At 58.4% G+C, this 17,347-nt stretch carries 17 protein-coding genes and 2 rRNA genes; 17 read left to right on the forward strand and 2 right to left on the reverse strand.

Annotated features, from left to right (window positions below; translation table 11 throughout):
• The 5 genes from WMO17_RS03385 to WMO17_RS03405 all read left to right on the forward strand — a co-directional run.
• Nucleotides 1-123, forward strand: a 23S ribosomal RNA gene (locus WMO17_RS03385); the annotation flags it as partial.
• A gap of 127 nt (nt 124-250) precedes the next feature.
• Nucleotides 251-367: ribosomal RNA gene (gene rrf, locus WMO17_RS03390) — 5S ribosomal RNA — on the forward strand.
• A gap of 140 nt (nt 368-507) precedes the next feature.
• The gene (locus tag WMO17_RS03395; protein ID WP_154260788.1) at nt 508-1,371 is read left to right on the forward strand and encodes a TraX family protein; all 864 of its coding nucleotides are present in this window, start codon (nt 508-510) and stop codon (nt 1,369-1,371) included.
• Nucleotides 1,372-1,375: 4 nt separating this feature from the next.
• A complete protein-coding gene (locus WMO17_RS03400) occupies nt 1,376-2,056 on the forward strand; it encodes a response regulator transcription factor (RefSeq protein ID WP_298637844.1) in 681 nt (226 codons plus the stop codon).
• Nucleotides 2,038-2,979: a histidine kinase dimerization/phospho-acceptor domain-containing protein gene (locus tag WMO17_RS03405; protein WP_154260786.1), complete on the forward strand. Its 942-nt coding sequence runs from the start codon at nt 2,038-2,040 to the stop codon at nt 2,977-2,979. The genes WMO17_RS03400 and WMO17_RS03405 overlap by 19 nt, the downstream gene beginning before the upstream one ends.
• A 56-nt stretch (nt 2,980-3,035) precedes the next feature.
• Here the strand turns inward: WMO17_RS03405 and murC are convergent, their stop codons facing one another.
• The gene (gene murC, locus WMO17_RS03410; RefSeq protein WP_349137480.1) at nt 3,036-4,418 is read right to left on the reverse strand and encodes a UDP-N-acetylmuramate--L-alanine ligase; all 1,383 of its coding nucleotides are present in this window, start codon (nt 4,416-4,418) and stop codon (nt 3,036-3,038) included.
• 329 nt (nt 4,419-4,747) lie between these two features.
• Here murC and WMO17_RS03415 point away from each other — a divergent pair, with 329 nt between their 5' ends.
• A complete protein-coding gene (locus WMO17_RS03415) occupies nt 4,748-5,596 on the forward strand; it encodes a DegV family protein (protein WP_120080509.1) in 849 nt (282 codons plus the stop codon).
• A 36-nt stretch (nt 5,597-5,632) separates the two neighbouring features.
• Here WMO17_RS03415 and coaBC read toward each other — a convergent pair whose 3' ends face one another.
• Nucleotides 5,633-6,829, reverse strand: a complete 1,197-nt coding sequence (coaBC, locus tag WMO17_RS03420; RefSeq protein ID WP_349137481.1) for a bifunctional phosphopantothenoylcysteine decarboxylase/phosphopantothenate--cysteine ligase CoaBC — start codon at nt 6,827-6,829, stop codon at nt 5,633-5,635.
• A 228-nt stretch (nt 6,830-7,057) separates the two neighbouring features.
• Here coaBC and WMO17_RS03425 point away from each other — a divergent pair, with 228 nt between their 5' ends.
• The 11 genes from WMO17_RS03425 (at nt 7,058) to WMO17_RS03475 (ending at nt 17,287) form a co-directional block, all read left to right on the forward strand.
• Complete coding sequence (locus tag WMO17_RS03425) at nt 7,058-7,954, forward strand: type III pantothenate kinase (protein ID WP_349137482.1); 897 nt, start codon at nt 7,058-7,060, stop codon at nt 7,952-7,954.
• A gap of 28 nt (nt 7,955-7,982) precedes the next feature.
• Nucleotides 7,983-8,963 (forward strand): Gfo/Idh/MocA family protein, encoded by a 981-nt coding sequence (locus WMO17_RS03430; protein WP_005943855.1) that lies wholly within the window; start codon nt 7,983-7,985, stop codon nt 8,961-8,963.
• Nucleotides 8,964-9,105: 142 nt separating this feature from the next.
• Complete coding sequence (locus tag WMO17_RS03435) at nt 9,106-9,699, forward strand: ECF transporter S component (RefSeq protein ID WP_005943857.1); 594 nt, start codon at nt 9,106-9,108, stop codon at nt 9,697-9,699.
• 137 nt (nt 9,700-9,836) lie between these two features.
• Nucleotides 9,837-10,631, forward strand: a complete 795-nt coding sequence (locus WMO17_RS03440) for an NAD(P)-dependent oxidoreductase (RefSeq protein WP_349137483.1) — start codon at nt 9,837-9,839, stop codon at nt 10,629-10,631.
• Complete coding sequence (locus WMO17_RS03445) at nt 10,628-11,218, forward strand: dipicolinate synthase subunit B (RefSeq protein ID WP_349137484.1); 591 nt, start codon at nt 10,628-10,630, stop codon at nt 11,216-11,218. Before WMO17_RS03440 ends, WMO17_RS03445 begins: the two co-directional genes overlap by 4 nt.
• A 97-nt stretch (nt 11,219-11,315) precedes the next feature.
• Nucleotides 11,316-12,656: a D-alanyl-D-alanine carboxypeptidase family protein gene (locus WMO17_RS03450; protein ID WP_349137485.1), complete on the forward strand. Its 1,341-nt coding sequence runs from the start codon at nt 11,316-11,318 to the stop codon at nt 12,654-12,656.
• Nucleotides 12,657-12,728: 72 nt separating this feature from the next.
• The gene (gene rfbC / locus WMO17_RS03455) at nt 12,729-13,295 is read left to right on the forward strand and encodes a dTDP-4-dehydrorhamnose 3,5-epimerase (RefSeq protein ID WP_044953950.1); all 567 of its coding nucleotides are present in this window, start codon (nt 12,729-12,731) and stop codon (nt 13,293-13,295) included.
• Nucleotides 13,296-13,301: 6 nt separating this feature from the next.
• Nucleotides 13,302-14,111 (forward strand): ABC transporter permease, encoded by an 810-nt coding sequence (locus WMO17_RS03460; protein ID WP_223388262.1) that lies wholly within the window; start codon nt 13,302-13,304, stop codon nt 14,109-14,111.
• Nucleotides 14,112-14,123: 12 nt separating this feature from the next.
• Entirely contained in the window at nt 14,124-14,867 is a 744-nt protein-coding gene (locus tag WMO17_RS03465) for an ABC transporter ATP-binding protein (RefSeq protein WP_349137486.1), read from the forward strand.
• A gap of 1 nt (nt 14,868) precedes the next feature.
• Nucleotides 14,869-16,746 (forward strand): glycosyltransferase family 2 protein, encoded by a 1,878-nt coding sequence (locus WMO17_RS03470; RefSeq protein WP_349137487.1) that lies wholly within the window; start codon nt 14,869-14,871, stop codon nt 16,744-16,746.
• 4 nt (nt 16,747-16,750) lie between these two features.
• Complete coding sequence (locus WMO17_RS03475) at nt 16,751-17,287, forward strand: DUF5662 family protein (RefSeq protein WP_349137488.1); 537 nt, start codon at nt 16,751-16,753, stop codon at nt 17,285-17,287.
• Nucleotides 17,288-17,347: the final 60 nt, after the last annotated feature.

Consider the following 17,347-nt stretch of genomic DNA (forward strand, 5'->3'; position numbering starts at 1 on the left):
ATAAGATATCCCATTGTTTCAAACAAGTAAGACCCCTTGAAGACTACAAGGTTGATAGGCACGATGTGTAAGTGGAGCGATCCATTCAGCAAGCGTGTACTAATAGGTCGAGGGCTTGACCACAATTCGCTTGAGACTCTAAGAGTCAACGAAAAAATGTAAGCAGTGATTATTCAGTTTTGAAGGCACGTCCTTCTAAGAAATACTGGACAAAGTACAACAAACATGTTATACTGGTTCAGTCAGATCGGTCGGTGTCGATGACGGTGAGGTTCCACCTGTTCCCATTCCGAACACAGAAGTTAAGCTCACTTGTGCCGAAGATAGTTCGCTGGAAACGGCGCGTGAAAATAGGTAGTCGCCGACTTGAACAGAAAGCTCTGAGATGAAAGTCTTAGGGCTTTTTTGTTTGCGTTTTGGGGCAAAAAATAGTATCATAAAGGCAGAAACTTATACTTTCTACAGATTTTCCTGTTACACTGAATGCACAAGGAAAGGAGAGCCTGTATGGAAAAATTGACGAAAAAAGGGCTGGACGGTACCCAGCTCAAGACCATTGCACTGGTGCTGATGGTACTGGATCACATTCATTATTTCTTCGAGTTCACCGGCTGCATCCCGACGGTGTTCAGTATGCTGGGGCGGCTCAGTGCGCCGCTGTTTCTGTTCTGCACGGTAGAGGGCTTTGCCCATACCCATGACCGCAGGCGGTATTTTATCCGCATCTGGGCTATCGGCGCAGCCATGGCGGCGCTGGAATTTTTTATGATTTACGCCAAGGCCTTCCGGCGCGGGGATGGCTTCTACCCGCAGAATGCTATTTTTCAGGATCTTGTGCTGCTGTGCATCGTCTGGCAGGGCATTGACTGGCTGCGGGAGAAAAAATTCGCAAAGGGCATTGGCGCCATTGCCGCCGTTTTGTGCTGGCCGTATGTGGTGGTAGTATTTCTGCTGCTCTTCCCCGGGGTACAGGAGATGCCCATTGCTTCAACGATCGTGGCCTTTGTCATTACAAGCCCGCTGCCCATGTGGACAACCATCACGGACGGCGGCTGGAGCTTTTTGCTGGGCGGTGTGCTGCTGTATGCCCTGCGGGGGCATCGCCGCGTACAGCTGACGGCATGGGCCGTGCTCATTTTCCTATGTGATTTTGTGCCGACCTTTGGGATGCTTTGCAGACAGGCGGATTTTGTGTGGACGCAGATGTTCACCGACTACTACGAGTGGTTCGGCGTAGCGGCGGTACTGCTGATGCTGCTGTACAATGGGCAGCGTGGCAGCGGACATAAGCGGCTGTTTTACTGGTTCTACCCCGCCCATGTGTACCTGCTGTATGGAGCATCCTGCCTTGTTTATAACGTGTTGAGGTGATCTTGTGGCAAACATTCTGGCAGTGGATGACAATCTGGAGGTCTGCAAGCTGATCTGCACCGCTCTGGAGCGGGACGGTCACCGGGTAGAAACGCGGCAGGCGGGCGGGGCGTTGACCGAACCGCTATGCCGCTGGGCAGACTGCATCCTGCTGGACGTGATGATGCCCAGAGAGGACGGCTTTGCGGTCTGTCGGCGCATCCGCAGCCTGACCGAAGCACCCATTCTGTTTCTGAGCGCCCGCACCGACGAGGCTGCTGTGCTGGAGGGGCTGGGTATCGGGGCAGATGACTTTTTATTGAAGCCCTTCCGGGTGGCAGAGCTGCGGGCGCGGGTGGCGGCACATCTGCGGCGGCAGAGCCGCACCCCGGCGCACCGGATGGTGCGCAGCGGCGTAGCCTTTGACCTGACCGCCCGGAGCGCGGCGGTGGAGGGGAAGGCGCTGCCCTTGACCCGCTCGGAGTATGCCATCTGCGAGTATCTGGCGCTGCACGCCGGGCAGACCTTTACCAAGGAACAAATTTACGAAGCAGTTTTTGGCATTGACGGCACTGCGAACGACACCGCCGTGACCCAGCACATCAAGAATATCCGGGCAAAGCTGCGGGCGGCGGGCGTGCCGGAGCCGGAAAAGCTGCTTAATACCGTATGGGGCGTGGGGTACCGATGGAAAAGCGAAGACTGATTTCTCTGCGCAGCGTGCTGCTGCAATATCTGGTGCGCACGGCGCTGGCCTGCCTGCTGGTCGCGGTGGGGTGGCTGCTGGTGCTGCTGTTGTGGATCCAGAACAGCGGGCTGTTCCTGCCCGCGAATCAGGCCGCGCAGGCCTGCCAGAAGGCCGCACAGGACGTTTTGCCAGGCATGACCGCCGAAACCTTTGACGAAACGCAGCTGGACTCCTTGTGCCGGTACGCCCTGTTTGCCGCGCCGGACAGCAGCGAGGTGCTGGCCACCAACATGGATGCCGGGCACTTGCAGCGGGCAATGGAGAACCAGCAGGGGAAAACCCGCTGGCATTTTGGCTACACACAGTATTATATGACGTCGAAATTGCAGGACGGAACGGTTTGCCTGCTGCAATTTGACTATGCCGTGCCCTACGCCGACCCTGCGCTGCGGGGCGTGCTGCCGGATATGCAGACCGTGCACTGCATTCTGGGCATTCTGCTGCTGATAGGGGCAGTGGTGTGGAGCACCCACAGGACAGGGCGCTTCCTGACCCGGGAGACCGAAAAGCTGACCGCCGCCGCGCAGGCGGTGGCGCGGAAGGATCTGGACAGCGCCGTGTTTTCCGGTGCGAAGGTGCGGGAGTACGAGAGCGCTTTGCAGGCATTGCAGACCATGGGCGATGAATTGACCGGCAGCCTGCAGAAGCAGTGGGACATGGAGCAGCGGCAGCGGGAGCAGATCATTCAGCTGTCCCACAAGCTGAAAACGCCGCTGACCATCATCGAGGGCAACGCGGAGCTGCTGGCGGAGGATGACCTGACTGAGGAACAGCGGGCGCAGGTGGAAGCGATTCTGCAGGGTGCAGAGCAGACCCGCACCTATCTGGGAAAGATCCGTGCCGAGGTGCAGACCCCTTTGAAGTATCGACAGAGAAAATGAAAACAGCCCGGTGCGAAACCCTTTCGCACCGGGCTGTCTGCTGTGATAAGCGAAAATTACGGCTGCTCAGCCACCATCATCTTGCTGGCCTTGTAGATGTCGCCGCAGCCGAGGGTGATGACCAGATCGCCCTCCCGGGCGTTCTGCTTGACCCACTCGGCGGCCTCCTCCAGACTGTTCACCAGAACAGAGCCGGGGATCTGAGCGGCCAGTTTTGCACTGGTAATGGTGGGATCGTTGGGCTCACGGCTGCCCATGATGGGAGTGAGCACCGTGATGTCGGGGATCTTGAGCACATCCACAAAGTCGTTGAACAGCATCTTGGTGCGGCTGTATGTAAACGGCTGGTGGACGGCGATCAGACGCTTGTAGCCCATCTCCTTGGCAGTGTTCAGGGTAGCGCGCAGCTCGGTGGGATGATGTGCATAATCGTCCACGACCAAAGCGCCGTTACACTCGCCGTAGACCTCAAAGCGGCGGCCGGCACCCTTGAAATTCAGGGCTGCATCGGCGCACTGCTCCACGGTCAGACCGACGAAGCGGCAGACGGCGCACATGGCAAGCGCATTGTAAATGTTATGGTAGCCGGGCACAGCCAGACGGATATGGCCGGTGACCTTGTTCCACTCCTTCAGGTCGAACTCAAAGAAGCCGGGCTTGTATTCGTTCACGTTCAATGCCTGATAATCGCCGTCGTTCTGGATGCCAAAGGTGCGCACGCGGCGGTCCAGCGTGTACATGACATCCATGGTGTTCTTGTCGTCCGCATTGGCAAAGATCATGAACTTGGTCATCAGGGCAAAGCGCTTGAAGGCAAACTTCAGTTCGCCCATGCTGCCGTAGTAATCCAGATGGTCGTTGTCGATGTTCAGCACAACGGACAGGTACGGGGTCAGTTTCAGGAAGGTCTCGGCAAATTCACAGGACTCAATTACGATGTCGTCGCCCTTGCCGGCCTTGCCGTAGCCATTGATCAGCGGAAGCTTGCCGCCGATGACGGCAGACGGGTCGCGGCCTGCCAACTCCAGCGCAGTGGTGATCATGGAAGTGGTGGTGGTTTTTCCGTGAGTGCCGGAGACGCAGATGCTCTGTTTGTACAGGCGGCTCACGTAACCCAGCAGAACGCTGCGCTCGATGGTGGGGATGCCGTAGGAGGCAGCGGCATTCAGCTCCACGTTATCTTTGGAAATGGCGGCAGAGTAGACCACCATGTCGGTGCCGATCACATTATCGGCGCTGTGACCCAGGCTGACCTTGACACCCATCTCACGCTCGTAGCGGATGATACTGCCATCCAGCACATCGCTGCCGGAGATCTCGTAGCCTTTTGCAGCAAGGATCTGGATGAGCGGATACATGCCGCTGCCGCCGCAGCCGATGAAGTGGATCTTTTTTACATTGTCCAGCAGGTGCTGGTTGTAATCGGTGTACATGAACATATAAGGCAACCTCCAAATAAATAACGGCCGCAGAGCAGACCGATTCAATCCATTCTATTAGGATACATCTTATTATATAATTTTTGGCGGACAAAATAAACAGGTAAACCCGAATTTTCGGAAAGAACCATAAATCCAATTCGGAATTTGTGATAAGTGTACAAGAAAACCGAAACCGGGAACTTCTTCATAAAAGATTTACATTTGCCTTTACAAAATACTTAACAACTTTGAATCATCTGTGGTAAAATAGAAAAGGACAATTTTTTAAGGGATCGTCGGTGCAGCCGACAGAGGATGCAGAACGGTTTTATAAAAGGAGAAATAATGTGAGAATCAAGATCACAGCGGACAGCACCTGCGACCTGTCCGAAGAGCTTTTGGCACAGTGGGACATTGCCCTGATGCCCATGCACATTCTGATGGGCGAGGATAGCTATCTGGACGGCGTAACGATCCACCCGGCAGATGTGTTTGCCTATGTGAATGCGGGCGGCAAAATGCCCAAATCCGCCGCCGCAAATCTGGTGGAATATACCGAATTTTTTGAGCCGTTTGCCAAAGAGTGCGATGCGGTGATCCATATTTCGGTCAGCAGCAAGCTTTCGTCCTGCTTCCAGAATGCGAAGCTGGCGGCAGGCGAATTCGAGAATGTCTATGTGGTGGACAGCCAGAATATCTGTACCGGGCAGGGCTATCTGGTGCTGAAAGCGGCCAAGTGGGCTGCAGATGGCCTGCCCCCTCGCAACATTACGATGCGGCTGCAGAGCCTTGCCAAACGGGTAGAGCTGAGCTTTGTACTGGACCGGCTGGACTTTATGGCCAAGAGCGGCCGCTGCTCCGGTGTGCTGGCCTTCGGGGCAAACCTGCTGGGCATCAAGCCCGCACTGGAAGTGATCGACGGCGAGCTGAAGGTAGTCAAAAAATACCGCGGCAGTCTGCCCATCTGCGTGGGCAAGTACATCACCGACCGTCTGGTGGAACGCGACGACATCGAGGACAGCCTTGTGTTCATCTCCTCCTGCCAGCCGAAGCCCGGCTGCATGGACGCAGTGAAGGCGGGGCTGAAGAAATACGGCAGCTTCAAGGAATGCCACGAGACAGACATCGGCACCACCATCGGCGGCTATTCCGGCCCGGGTACCATTGGCATCGTGTTTGCACGGAAGGAAAAATAAAAAAGTGGCTGTTGCACATGCGACAGCCACTTTTTCTCACTGGGAGCGGCGTTTTAAAATTTCATTCAGAATGGCATCGGCCACATCGGCCTTGCTCATCAGCGGCAGCTCACGGGTGCCGTCCGGGGTAATGAGGGTGACTACATTGGTGTCCACACCAAAACCGGCACCGGCCACTTTCAGGTTGTTGGCAACCACCATGTCCAGATTCTTTTTGGTCAGCTTTGCAGAGGAGTTTTCCACAAGATCGCGGGTCTCCATGGAAAAACCGCACAGGAACTGGTGGGTCTTTTTGGGGCCGATGGTGCCCAGAATATCCGGCGTGCGTTCCAGAGGGATGGACATGTCGCCGTCCTTTTTTTTGATCTTGTCGTTTGCCACGGCAGCGGGGCGGTAGTCGGCCACGGCAGCGGCCATAATGAGCACATCCGTAGCATCAAAGCGGCTGGTGACGGCTTCGTACATCTGCTGAGCAGTGGTCACGGGCACATCGGTGGTAAACTTGACCGGCTGCAGGGCAGTCTCGCCGTGGATGAGGGTGACATCCGCGCCGCGCATGGCGGCGGCACGGGCAAGGGCATAGCCCATCTTGCCGGTGGAATGGTTGGTGAGGTAGCGCACCGGGTCCAGCGGCTCCTGCGTGGGGCCGGCGGTGACGGCAATGCGCAGACCGGCAAGATCTTTGGGCCGGGCAATGGCATGCAGGATATACTCGATCAGCACATCTTCCTTAGGCAGACGGCCGCTGCCAACATCCTTGCAGGCCAGCACGCCGCTCTCGGAGGGGATCACCGTGAAGCCGTAGCGTTCCAGCGTGGCGATATTATCCTGCGTGATGGGGTTTTCCAGCATTCCGGTATTCATGGCCGGAGAAACGAGCTTGGGGCACTTTGCAGCCAGCACTGTGGTGGTGAGCATATCATCGGCGATGCCGTGGGCCATCTTGGCGATGACGTTGGCAGTGGCCGGGGCGACAAGGATCACATCGGCTTTTTTTGCCAGCGAGATGTGGGTGACTTCAAACTTGAAATCCCGGTCAAAGGTATCCACCATGCACTTGTGGCCGGTAAGCGTTTCAAATGTAACAGGGGTGATGAACTGGGTCGCATTTTTGGTCATGATGACCTCCACATCGGCTCCCAGCTTGCGCAGTGCGCTGGCCACGTTGGCCATTTTATAGGCGGCAATGCCGCCGCTTACGCCCAGAAGGACGCATTTTCCGTTCAGATCCATTGGTAAAACCTCCTGCAAAAACGTACTGTTTCCACATATCTTCCTTTAGTATAATGCAAAAGTTCCGCCAGCACAACAAAATCTTTGTACAGGCTTGTAACTGGGAACAAAATGCGGTAAAATACAGCTTGACAAAGAATAGACAGACTGCGGTGAGGGGCAGGCCATCGGGGAGCTTTCTCCGCCGTCCTGCCGGATACTGCCGCGTTATAAAGGGAAAACAGAATTATGATCTTAGCCATTGATATAGGCAACACCACCGTCGCCCTTGGGGGCATTCGGGACGGACGTGTATGCTTTGTGGCGCGCATGGACACGGTGCGCACCCGCACGGCTGCAGAATATCGTGTCGAAATGGATAAAATTTTTGCGCACCGCCGCCATCCTGAGCGCCCCATGCGCTTTGAGGGCGCTGTGCTCACCAGCGTGGTGCCCCAGATCACCGGGGCACTGGCTGAGTGCGCCCGCCATTATACGGGCAGGAAGCCGGTCATCGTCTCGCCGGAGATCCGAACCGGACTGACCATGGGCGTGGATGAACCCCACGCCGTGGGCAAGGATCGCCTTGTGGATGCGGCTTATGCGGCGGCAAATTTTCCGCTGCCGGTGGTCACGGTGGACCTTGGCACTGCCACGACCTTTAATGTGGTGGACGAGAACCGCATGTTCCGGGGCGGCGTCATCTGCCCGGGGCTTTCCACCGGGCTGCGGGCACTGGGCGACCGCTGTGCCCAGCTGCCGCAGGTGCATCTTGGCTCGCCCAAAAGCGCCATTGGCACCAACACCGAAAAATGCATGCTGTCCGGCTCCGTGATGGGCACGGCTGTGCTCATTGACGGCATGGTGCAGCGCATTGAGGAAGAGCTTGGCCGTCCGGTCACTCTGGTGGTAACAGGAGGGCTGGCAAAGTATGTGACACCGCTGTGCCGCCACCCGCTGACCTACGACCCGGAGCTGCTGATGAAGGGACTTGCCCTTTTGTACCAGCTCAATGCGTCCCAGCCGCAGCACCACAGTGCGGGCGGCGGCAGGCACTATGGCCGGCAGAACCAGCACGGCCATGCAAAACAGCGCACCTACCCCAAAAAGCGCACCCGCCGCGAGCCGGAAGCGCTGGTAGGCTGACCAACGACAGGATGGGGAGAAAAATCAGATGAAATTAGGCATTCTTGGCACGGGCAAGATCGTGCGGGAATTTTTGCCATGGCTTGCAGAGCACACGCCTTTTACGGTGCAGGCCATCTGCAGCACCGAGCGCAGCGCCGAGCTGGCTCAGAGCCTTTGCGGCCAGTACGGCGTGCCGCAGCACACCACCAATTTTCTGGAACTGCTGCAGTGGGTGGATGTGGTGTACATTGCAGTGCCGAACCTGCAGCATGTGCGCTATGCCCGCGTGGCGCTGGAAGCAGGCAAACATGTTATTGTGGAAAAGCCGCTGGCACCCACGGCGGCCCAGACTGAAGAACTGGTAAATCTGGCACGGCACAAAAAGGTGTTCCTGTTTGAAGCCATCACCACCCAGTACCTTGAAAACTACGCAAAGATCCGGGAGCTGTTGCCCCGCATTGGCACCGTGAAGCTGGTACAGTGCAATTTCAGCCAGTATTCCAGCCGGTACGATGCCTTCTGTGCAGGCGATGTACAGCCTGCCTTTGACCCGGCCTGTGCCGGCGGTGCCCTGATGGATCTTGGCGTATATAATGTAAGCTACATCGTGGGCCTGTTCGGGGAGCCGAATCAGGCCAAATATACCGCCAACATGGAGCGCGGCATCGACACCAGCGGCATCCTGACCATGGATTACAGCGGCTTCAAGGCCGTGAGCATCGCCGCCAAGGACTGCGCGGCCCCGGCCCGGTACATCATTCAGGGCACGAAGGGCTATATCCTGCAGAAGTCCACCGCCAACTGCTGCGGCGGCATCACCTTCCACCCTAACGAGGGCAAGGAAGAGCACTATAACCTGAATGGCGGCAGGCCCCGGCAGGCGGCAGAGTTTGAAGCCTTTGCCCGTGCGCTGGAGAGCGGAGATCAGGAGCTGTGCGGCCGGATGCAGGATACCACCATCGCGGTGAGCCGTGTGCTCACGGTGGCCCGCCGCAATGCGGGCATCCGCTTCCCGTGCGACCACTGAAAAAGCTTTTCCCATTGGAACACGCCCTGACAAAAACGCGCTCCAAATTGTTTGAATATTTACTTTAAAACCCGCATAGAGCGGGCAGGTTTGCGCCGTATCCGACGTATAGGGCGGAACGGCAGCAGGAGGAAAACTGAATATGAAAAATACGAAAACTCTTACCCGTGTGGCGCTGCTGGTTGCCATTGAGCTGGTCATGAAGATGGTGGGTCTGGGCAGTGTGCCTGTGGGCCCGCTGTACATGAGCTTCCTGACCCTTCCCATTGCAGTGGGTGCCATCACCATGGGCCCGGCGGTGGGCGCACTGCTGGGCGGTGTGTTCGGCGCAGTGAGCTTCTATGACGCTATCACTGGTGCTTCCGCCATGACCGGCGCACTGTTTCAGGTGAGCCCCGTCAACACCTTTATCCTGTGTGTGGGCATGCGTGTGCTGATGGGCCTGTGCTGCGGCCTGATCTTCAGCGGCCTGAAGCGCTTTGATAAGCCCGGCACTTGGAGCTACATCCTCAGTGCCATGAGCGCCCCGTTCCTGAACACGGTGTTCTTCATGGGCTGGATCGTGCTGGCCTTCTACGGCTGTGACTACGTGCAGAACCTCGTGTCCGTCAAGGGTGCTGCGAACCCCTTCATGTTCGTGGTGCTGCTGGTCGGCGTGCAGGGCGTGGCCGAGTTCCTTGTCTCCGGCATTCTGGGCGGCATCGTAGCCCGTGCTGTGGCAAAGTTCGTAAAATAAAAGATGTGCCGGATGTCAGGGCGGCGCATTCTATAATCGTGATAAAAAACTCCTCCGGCGAAAGCTGGAGGAGTTTTTTCACAACAAATATTTCTCCTGCATAGGATGGCCCACGAGCAGGCAAAGGGGGATGCGGCATGGAAGCGAAAAAGCTGTTTGCGGTGGTGGGCACCGATGCCCGGCAGGCGGCGGCAGGCCGGGTGCTGGAACGGGCAGGTTATGCGGTGGGCGGAGCCGAACAGGTTGCACTGGCAGATTATATCCTGCTGCCTCTGCCGCTGGATGCGGCCCGCACCCCGCTGGCAGAGCTGCTGCGGGCCGCAAAACCCGGCGCGGTGGCACTGGGCGGCAGGCTCTCAGTTCAGGCAAAGACCATTGCACAGGAAGCTGGCGTGGAGCTGGTGGATTACTTTGCCCGACCGGAGCTGACGGTGTACAATGCCATCCCTACGGCGGAGGGCTGCATTGGCATCCTGCTGGCCGAGCGCACCCGCACCCTGTGGGGCACAAACCTTCTGCTGCTGGGCTTTGGCCCGGTGGGGCAGGCGCTGGGGGCGCGGCTGGCGGCACTGGGGGCAAATGTGACTGTCTGTGCCCGGCGCGCCGAACAGCGTGCGCTGGCCGAGAGCCTTGGTCTGCGGGGTGCAGAGCTTGCCCGGCTGGCCGCGCTGGCTCCGGCCTTTGATACGGTGGTGAACACCATCCCGGCCCCGGTGCTGACCGAGCCGGTGCTGGCGGCTCTGCGGCCCGGCAGCCTGATCGTAGATCTGGCATCAAAGCCCGGCGGCACCGACTTTGCTGCGGCGCAGCGGCTGGGCTGCAAGGCCATCCATGCGCTCAGCCTGCCCGCCGCCTGTGCGCCGGACACGGCTGGGGAAGCGGTGGCACGCACCGTGCTGACCATTTTGCGGGAGCGGGAGGAACACACATGAGCACGCAGAAAAAAGGACGCATTGCATTTGCGGTGTGCGGCAGCTTCTGCACACTGGAAGCGGCGCTTGCGGCAGCGCAGCAGCTGACAGAACAGGGCTGGGAGCTGCTGCCCATCATGAGCTTTGCCGCAAAGCAGGATACCCGCTTTGGCACCGGGCAGTTCTGGCAGGAACGGCTGGAAGCCCTTACCAGCCATGCAGTGTTGGACACGTTGCAGGCCGTGGAGCCGCTTGGCCCTAAAAAGCTGGCCAGTGCACTGGCGATCGCGCCCTGCACCGGGGCCACGCTGGCAAGGCTGGCGGCGGGGCTTTCCGATACGCCGGTAACGCTGGCGGCAAAAAGCCTTTTGCGGGTGGGATGCCCGGTGGTGGTGGGCGTTTCCACAAACGACGGGCTGGGCGCATCGTGGGAGAACATGGCCCGGCTCTACCAGCGCAAGCACTACTATTTTGTGCCCTACGGGCAGGATGACCCCACCCACAAGCCCAACAGCCTGAAGGCGGACTTTGCCCGTCTGCCCGCTGCACTGGACGCTGCGCTGGCCGGGCGGCAGCTGCAGCCCGTTCTGCTGCAAAACAACGTCTGAATGGCTTTTCAGCCGGGGTAAAGTGTGGTATACTATTATCTGATGCTTTGCCGGTGCAGTACGACGGGCAGAAAAACGCTCAATGGAGAAAAACCAGATGAAAAAACTGACAGCGGCGCTGTGCGTTGTGCTGCTTATGATCTGCGTGTTCGTGCCGGGGGCAGCGGCGGCTGGCCCTGCCCTTGGTGCCACCCGCGCTTACTGCATCATCGATGCAGACACCGGCCTTGTGCTGGCACAGCAGAATATGAACGAAGAGCTGCACCCGGCATCCATCACCAAGGTGATGACGCTGGGCCTTGCCTGCGAAAAGGCGCAGGGAAACTGGGATGATATAAAGCTCACCGTGACCCACGAGGATGTTTACTCGCTGGCGGGCACCGATTCCAGTCACATTGCCCTGCGCGAGGGCGAAGAAGTCCCCCTGACGGATGCGCTGTATGCCACCCAGATGGCCAGTGCCAACGACGGCGCGAACCTGTTGGCCGAATACGTGGGAGAAGGCACCATCGCGGACGGCGTGGCAAAGATGAATGCACGGGTAGAAGAGCTGGGCCTTGCGCACACCCACTTTGCAAACCCTCACGGCATCAGTGACGACGACCACTACACCAGCTGCTACGATATGGCGCAGATCCTGCGCTGGGCACTGGAGCAGCCGGGCTTTGAGCAGGTGTTCACCCGCAATGAGATGTACACCATGGACCCCACCAACATCCAGCCCGTGACCCGCTACTTTTCCCAGCAGGACAAGATGCGCATTGGCTCCAGCCGGTACTACATCTCGTCCATTCTGGGTTCCAAGCTCGGTTATACCAACACGGCCCGCTACAGCTACGCCTGTCTGGCGGAGCAGAACGGCGTCCGGCTCATCTGCGTGACCATGCAGAGCGAGCTGAGCACTGATAAATACAACGATATGCGCACCCTGCTGGATTATGCGTTCAGCACCTTTACCGGCTACACCGACCTGCCCGCGCAGGGCATCACAGCACCGCTGAGCGTGGTGGGCGGCGGCGGGAGCCTTGGCACCGTGACCGTCTCCGACCCCGGCGTGCGGCTGCTGCTGGCCAACGGCCTGACTGCCGACGATGTGGAGGTGACGCTGGAACTGCCGGAAAGCTATGTCCTTGGCTCCGACCCGGAGGTGTACGCTGTGTACACCGTCCACGGCGGCGAAAAGCAGGAGAGCACCAGCGTGCGTGTGGATGCGGAAATTTCCGGCCTGCCTGAACTGCTGGAGAACAGCACCGGTCAGGAGCTGGAAGCGGCCAAGGCGGTAAAGCCCCAAAGCCATGCATTCTGGCTGTTGGGCATCTCGCTGGGGTCCACCGCAGCGGCAGCGCTGGTGACTTTTCTGGTGGTGCGGTTCATCACTTGGCGGAAGAAACGCCGCAGAACGCGCACGGAACAGGGACAGACCCGCCGCGGCAAATAAGCGCAAAAGCCTGCGTCGAACAGACTTTTCCAGATAAAACAAACATGCTTCACAAAAAGAGAGGTACAAAATATGGGCAAGTTTACGTTTACTCAGACCGAGATCCCCGGTGTTGTGGTCATTGAGCCGCAGGTGTTCGGCGACGACCGCGGTTATTTTATGGAGACCTATCAGAAGGATCAGTTTGCCGAAGCCGGCATCGATAAGGAATTCGTGCAGGACAACCAGAGCCGCTCCACCCGCGGCGTGCTGCGCGGCCTGCACTTCCAGAAGAACCACACGCAGGGCAAGCTGGTGCGCGTGACCAAGGGCGAGGTGTTTGATGTGGCCGTGGACTGCCGCCCGCATAGCGCCACCTTCGGTAAGTGGGTGGGCGTGACCCTTTCCGAGGAGAACAAGAAGATGTTCTACATCCCGGAGGGCTTTGCACACGGTTTTCTGGTGCTGAGCGATGTGGCAGAGTTCTGCTACAAGTGCACCGATGTGTACGATCCCACCAGCGAGGGCGGCATCCCTTACGATGACCCCACCGTGAACGTGCAGTGGCCGGACTGCGGCTGCGAGCACAAGACCAGCGCAAAGGACAAGCTGCACGAGCCCTTTGCCGCACAGAAGTTTGAATATTTTGAAAAGTGGTGATCGCCTGTGGCAAAATTCAAAGCAATGTGGAACGGCTTCTGGTGCTACCGCTACCTGCTGTGGAATCTGGTCAGCCGTGACTTCAAGCTCAAATACCGCCGCAGCGTGCTGGGCGTGGTGTGGAGCGTTCTGAACCCGCTGCTCATGTGCCTTGTGTACTGGGCCGTGTTCAGCAGTCTGATGGACATGCGCGGCAGCGGCATCGACAACTTTGCCGTGTTCCTGATGTGCGGCCAGCTGCTGTTCAACTTCTTCAACGAGGCCACCTCCACCGGCATGAGCAGTGTGCTGGGCGCTGCGCCCCTGCTCAAAAAGGTGTATATCCCCAAGTATATCTTCCCGCTGGAAAAGTGCTGCTTTGCCATGGTGAACTGCGTGTTCAGCTTTGTGGCGCTGCTGCTGGTCATGATCTTTACCGGTGCACCCTTCCACCTGACCCTCATCGAGGCGGTCTACCCGCTGGTGACGCTGTTCTTCTTCAGTCTGGGCGTGGGCCTGCTTCTGGCAGCGGCTACCGTGTTCTTCCGGGATATCATGCACATCTGGAGCGTGTTCATCACCGCATTGCTGTATTTTTCCGCCATCTTCTACGACCCCACCCAGATGACCTTTTCCATTGGCGGGTTCAACATGCAGCAGATCATCAAGCTGAACCCCATGTACTGGTACATCACAGGCTTCCGCCGTACCGTGATGTGGGGCATCCCGCTGGATTTCAACATGTTCGCGGTGTGCGGCTGCTGCGCCGTGCTCTCCATGCTGGTGGGCGTGTGGGTGTTCCGCAAAACGCAGGACCGCTTTGTGCTGCATATTTAAGGAGGAAGAACAATGGAACCGATCATCAAAGTGGACAATGTTTCCATGTGCTTCAACCTCTCCAAGGAAAAGCATGAGAGCCTGAAAGAGTATTTTCTGGCCATGGTGCAGGGCCGCCTGCAGTACGATGAATTCTACGCCCTGAAGGACGTGAGTCTGGACATCATGCCCGGCGATTTCTACGGCCTTGTGGGCCTGAACGGCTCGGGCAAGTCCACCCTGCTCAAGACCATTGCGGGCGTGTACAAGCCCAGCAAGGGCAAGGTGACGGTCCGCGGCTCCATCGCCCCGCTCATCGAGCTGGGCGCGGGCTTTGATATGGACCTGACTGCCCGCGAGAACATCTATCTGAACGGCACGGTGCTGGGCTTCTCGCCCAAGTATCTGGACGAAAAGTTTGATGAGATCGTGGAGTTCAGCGAGCTGCAGAACTTTCTGGATGTGCCGCTCAAGAACTACTCCTCCGGCATGGTGGCCCGCATCGGCTTTGCCATTGCCACCATCACCAAGCCCGATATCCTCATTGCGGACGAGGTGCTTTCGGTGGGCGATTTCCTGTTCCAGCAGAAGTGCGAAAAGCGGATGCAGGAGCTGATGGCGGGCGGCACCACGGTCATTCTGGTGTCTCACTCCATTGAGCAGATCGAGCGCATGTGCAGCAAGGTGGCATGGCTGAGCCACGGCCACCTGAAAATGAACGGCGATACGGCAACGGTTTGCGCGGCCTACAAGGCAACGCAGCGCGACGAGGCCTGATATGAATGTACGACTGAAACGTGCCAGAGAACTGGCAGGCTATGCGGTGCAGCTGACGAAGGACGAGGGCCTGCCCACCATGCTCAAACGGGGCGCGGGCTTTGTCAAGCGCCGCTGCTTTGGCAAGCGTGCCCGCTATCTGCCCGCCAAAAAGGTGCTGGAAGCCCAGCGGGCTGAAATGGCCGACAAAACGGCGGCAGACTGCGGCCTGCCCACCATCAGCATCCTGACCCCGCTGTATAATACACCGGAAAAATACCTGCGGGAATTTCTGGATTCCTTTGTGAACCAGACGGCCCCCAACGGTCAGCTCTGCCTTGCGGATGCTTCCGATGCAGAACATGCCGATGTGAAGCGCATCGTGGAGGAATATCAGACAAAGAATCAACGCATCGTATACAAAAAGATCGAAAACAAAGGCATTGCGGCCAACACCAATGCTGCGGCAGAGCTTGCCACAGGGGAATATCTGGCCCTTGCCGACCACGATGATATCCTTGCGCCCCACGCCATGTACACCATGGGCAAAGCCATTCTGCAGCTGCGGGCGCAGGGCGAGCCGGACGGCTTCCTCTACAGCGATGAAGCACTCTTTTCCAAGAGCATCCGGCGGCCCATGGTGGCCCACTTCAAGCCGGATTACGCCCCGGACTACCTGCTGTGCTGCAACTACATCTGCCACTTGGCGGTGTTCCAAAAGGCGCTGTGGGATGAGATCGGCGGGGAGCGGCCGGAGTGCGACGGCAGTCAGGACCACGACCTGTTCCTGCGCCTTGTGGAAAAGACCGGCGGCGCGGCCCATGTGCCGCAGGTGCTGTACTACTGGCGGGTGCACGCAGGCTCCACCTCCGGCGGCACCGATGCCAAGCCCTATGTGGCGGCAGCAGCCAAAAAGGCGCTGGCCGACCATCTGGCCCGCACCGGACGCACCGGCACCGTGGAGGATGGCCTGTTCCCCAGTACCTACCGGGTGAAGTGGGATATCGTGGGCGACCCGAAGGTAAGCATCCTCATCCCGAACAAGGACCACACCGACGATCTGGAAAAGTGCCTGCACAGCATCTGGACCAAAACCAGCTGGGAGAACTTTGAGGTTATCGTCATCGAGAACAACTCCACCGACCCGGCCACCTTTACCTATTATAAGGAAGCCCGGCAGCGCTACGACGGCCTGCAGGTGGTCAGCTACCCGCAGAAGGGCTTCAACTTTTCCGGCATCAACAACTTTGGCCGGCAGTACGCCAGCGGGGATTACCTGCTGCTGCTGAACAACGACGTGGAGGTGCGCAATGCGGATTGGCTCACGGAGCTTTTGCGGCAGTGCGCCCACCCCGGCGGCACGGCCATCTGCGGCGCAGAGCTGCTCTACCCGGACGAGACGTTGCAGCATGCGGGCGTCGTGACCGGCCTTGGCGGCTACGCGGGTCACAGCCACAAATACCGCAAGGCGGGCGGCAGCGGCTACATGTTCCGCGCTGCAACGGTGCAGGACTTTTCCGCCGTCACCGGTGCCTGCCTGCTGGTAAAGACCAGCGTGTGGGACGAAGTGGGCGGTCTGGACGAAGCCTTTGCGGTGGCCTTCAACGATGTGGATTTCTGCCTGCGGGTGCGGGATGCAGGGTACCGCATTGCGTGGACACCCTATGCTCAGCTGACCCATTACGAGAGCAAGAGCCGCGGCGGCGACGAAAAAGACCCGGTGAAAGCCCGGCGCTTTGCCGCCGAGCAGCAGCGGCTGTATGCTGTGCACGGCAAGGCGAACATCCTGCACGACCCCTACTACAACCCCAACCTGACCATGGACCGGGAGGATTTTTCCGAAGGCAATGATCTGCGCGGGCTGAAAGAGGGACGTATCACGGTGCAGTGGAGGAAATAACAGCATGAACATCAAGGGCCATTTTGAGACCATCACCCGGCACAAGCTGCTGGTGATGAAATACTGCTTTGCATGCGGGCTCTATGAGCAGGGCCTTGCCCACGACCTGAGCAAGTACAGCCCTACCGAGTTCATTCCGGGCTGCATCTATTATCAGGGTGACCACAGCCCCAACGAAGCGGAACGTCTGGCGCGGGGCTATTCCTCCGCGTGGCTGCACCACAAGGGCCGCAACAAGCACCATCTGGAATACTGGATCGATTACAGCACCCGGAAGGTGGGCCTTGCCGGCATGAAGATGCCCCTGCGCTATGTGTGCGAAATGGTGTGCGACCGCGTGGCCGCAAGCCAGATCTATCTGGGCGACAAGTACACCGATGCTTCCCCGTGGGAATACTACGAGCGCAGCAAGACCCACTACCTGCTCCACCCGGACACCCGCGCTTTGCTGGAAGAGCTGCTGAAAATGGTGCGCGACCTCGGGCAGGAGCGCACCTTTGAGCACATGAAATACCTGCTGGGCTGCGAAAAAGATTACTAAAAGGAATATTTTGCTTAAAAACACCGCTGAGGGAGACACGGCGGTGTTTTTTGTATGCCA

Source organism: Faecalibacterium faecis, from assembly GCF_040096475.1.
GTDB lineage: Bacteria > Bacillota > Clostridia > Oscillospirales > Ruminococcaceae > Faecalibacterium > Faecalibacterium taiwanense.

What these genes read in the sequence shown, in the direction of transcription:
- WMO17_RS03430 (WP_005943855.1), top strand. Translation starts at nt 7,983, where the DNA reads ATGAAATTAGGCATTCTTGGCACGGGCAAGATCGTGCGGGAATTTTTG.
- WMO17_RS03450 (WP_349137485.1), top strand. Translation starts at nt 11,316, where the DNA reads ATGAAAAAACTGACAGCGGCGCTGTGCGTTGTGCTGCTTATGATCTGC.
- WMO17_RS03435 (WP_005943857.1), top strand. Translation starts at nt 9,106, where the DNA reads ATGAAAAATACGAAAACTCTTACCCGTGTGGCGCTGCTGGTTGCCATT.
- WMO17_RS03405 (WP_154260786.1), top strand. Translation starts at nt 2,038, where the DNA reads ATGGAAAAGCGAAGACTGATTTCTCTGCGCAGCGTGCTGCTGCAATAT.
- WMO17_RS03475 (WP_349137488.1), top strand. Translation starts at nt 16,751, where the DNA reads ATGAACATCAAGGGCCATTTTGAGACCATCACCCGGCACAAGCTGCTG.
- WMO17_RS03465 (WP_349137486.1), top strand. Translation starts at nt 14,124, where the DNA reads ATGGAACCGATCATCAAAGTGGACAATGTTTCCATGTGCTTCAACCTC.
- rfbC (WP_044953950.1), top strand. Translation starts at nt 12,729, where the DNA reads ATGGGCAAGTTTACGTTTACTCAGACCGAGATCCCCGGTGTTGTGGTC.
- WMO17_RS03470 (WP_349137487.1), top strand. Translation starts at nt 14,869, where the DNA reads ATGAATGTACGACTGAAACGTGCCAGAGAACTGGCAGGCTATGCGGTG.
- coaBC (WP_349137481.1), bottom strand. Translation starts at nt 6,829, where the DNA reads ATGGATCTGAACGGAAAATGCGTCCTTCTGGGCGTAAGCGGCGGCATT.
- murC (WP_349137480.1), bottom strand. Translation starts at nt 4,418, where the DNA reads ATGTTCATGTACACCGATTACAACCAGCACCTGCTGGACAATGTAAAA.
- WMO17_RS03425 (WP_349137482.1), top strand. Translation starts at nt 7,058, where the DNA reads ATGATCTTAGCCATTGATATAGGCAACACCACCGTCGCCCTTGGGGGC.
- WMO17_RS03440 (WP_349137483.1), top strand. Translation starts at nt 9,837, where the DNA reads ATGGAAGCGAAAAAGCTGTTTGCGGTGGTGGGCACCGATGCCCGGCAG.
- WMO17_RS03395 (WP_154260788.1), top strand. Translation starts at nt 508, where the DNA reads ATGGAAAAATTGACGAAAAAAGGGCTGGACGGTACCCAGCTCAAGACC.
- WMO17_RS03445 (WP_349137484.1), top strand. Translation starts at nt 10,628, where the DNA reads ATGAGCACGCAGAAAAAAGGACGCATTGCATTTGCGGTGTGCGGCAGC.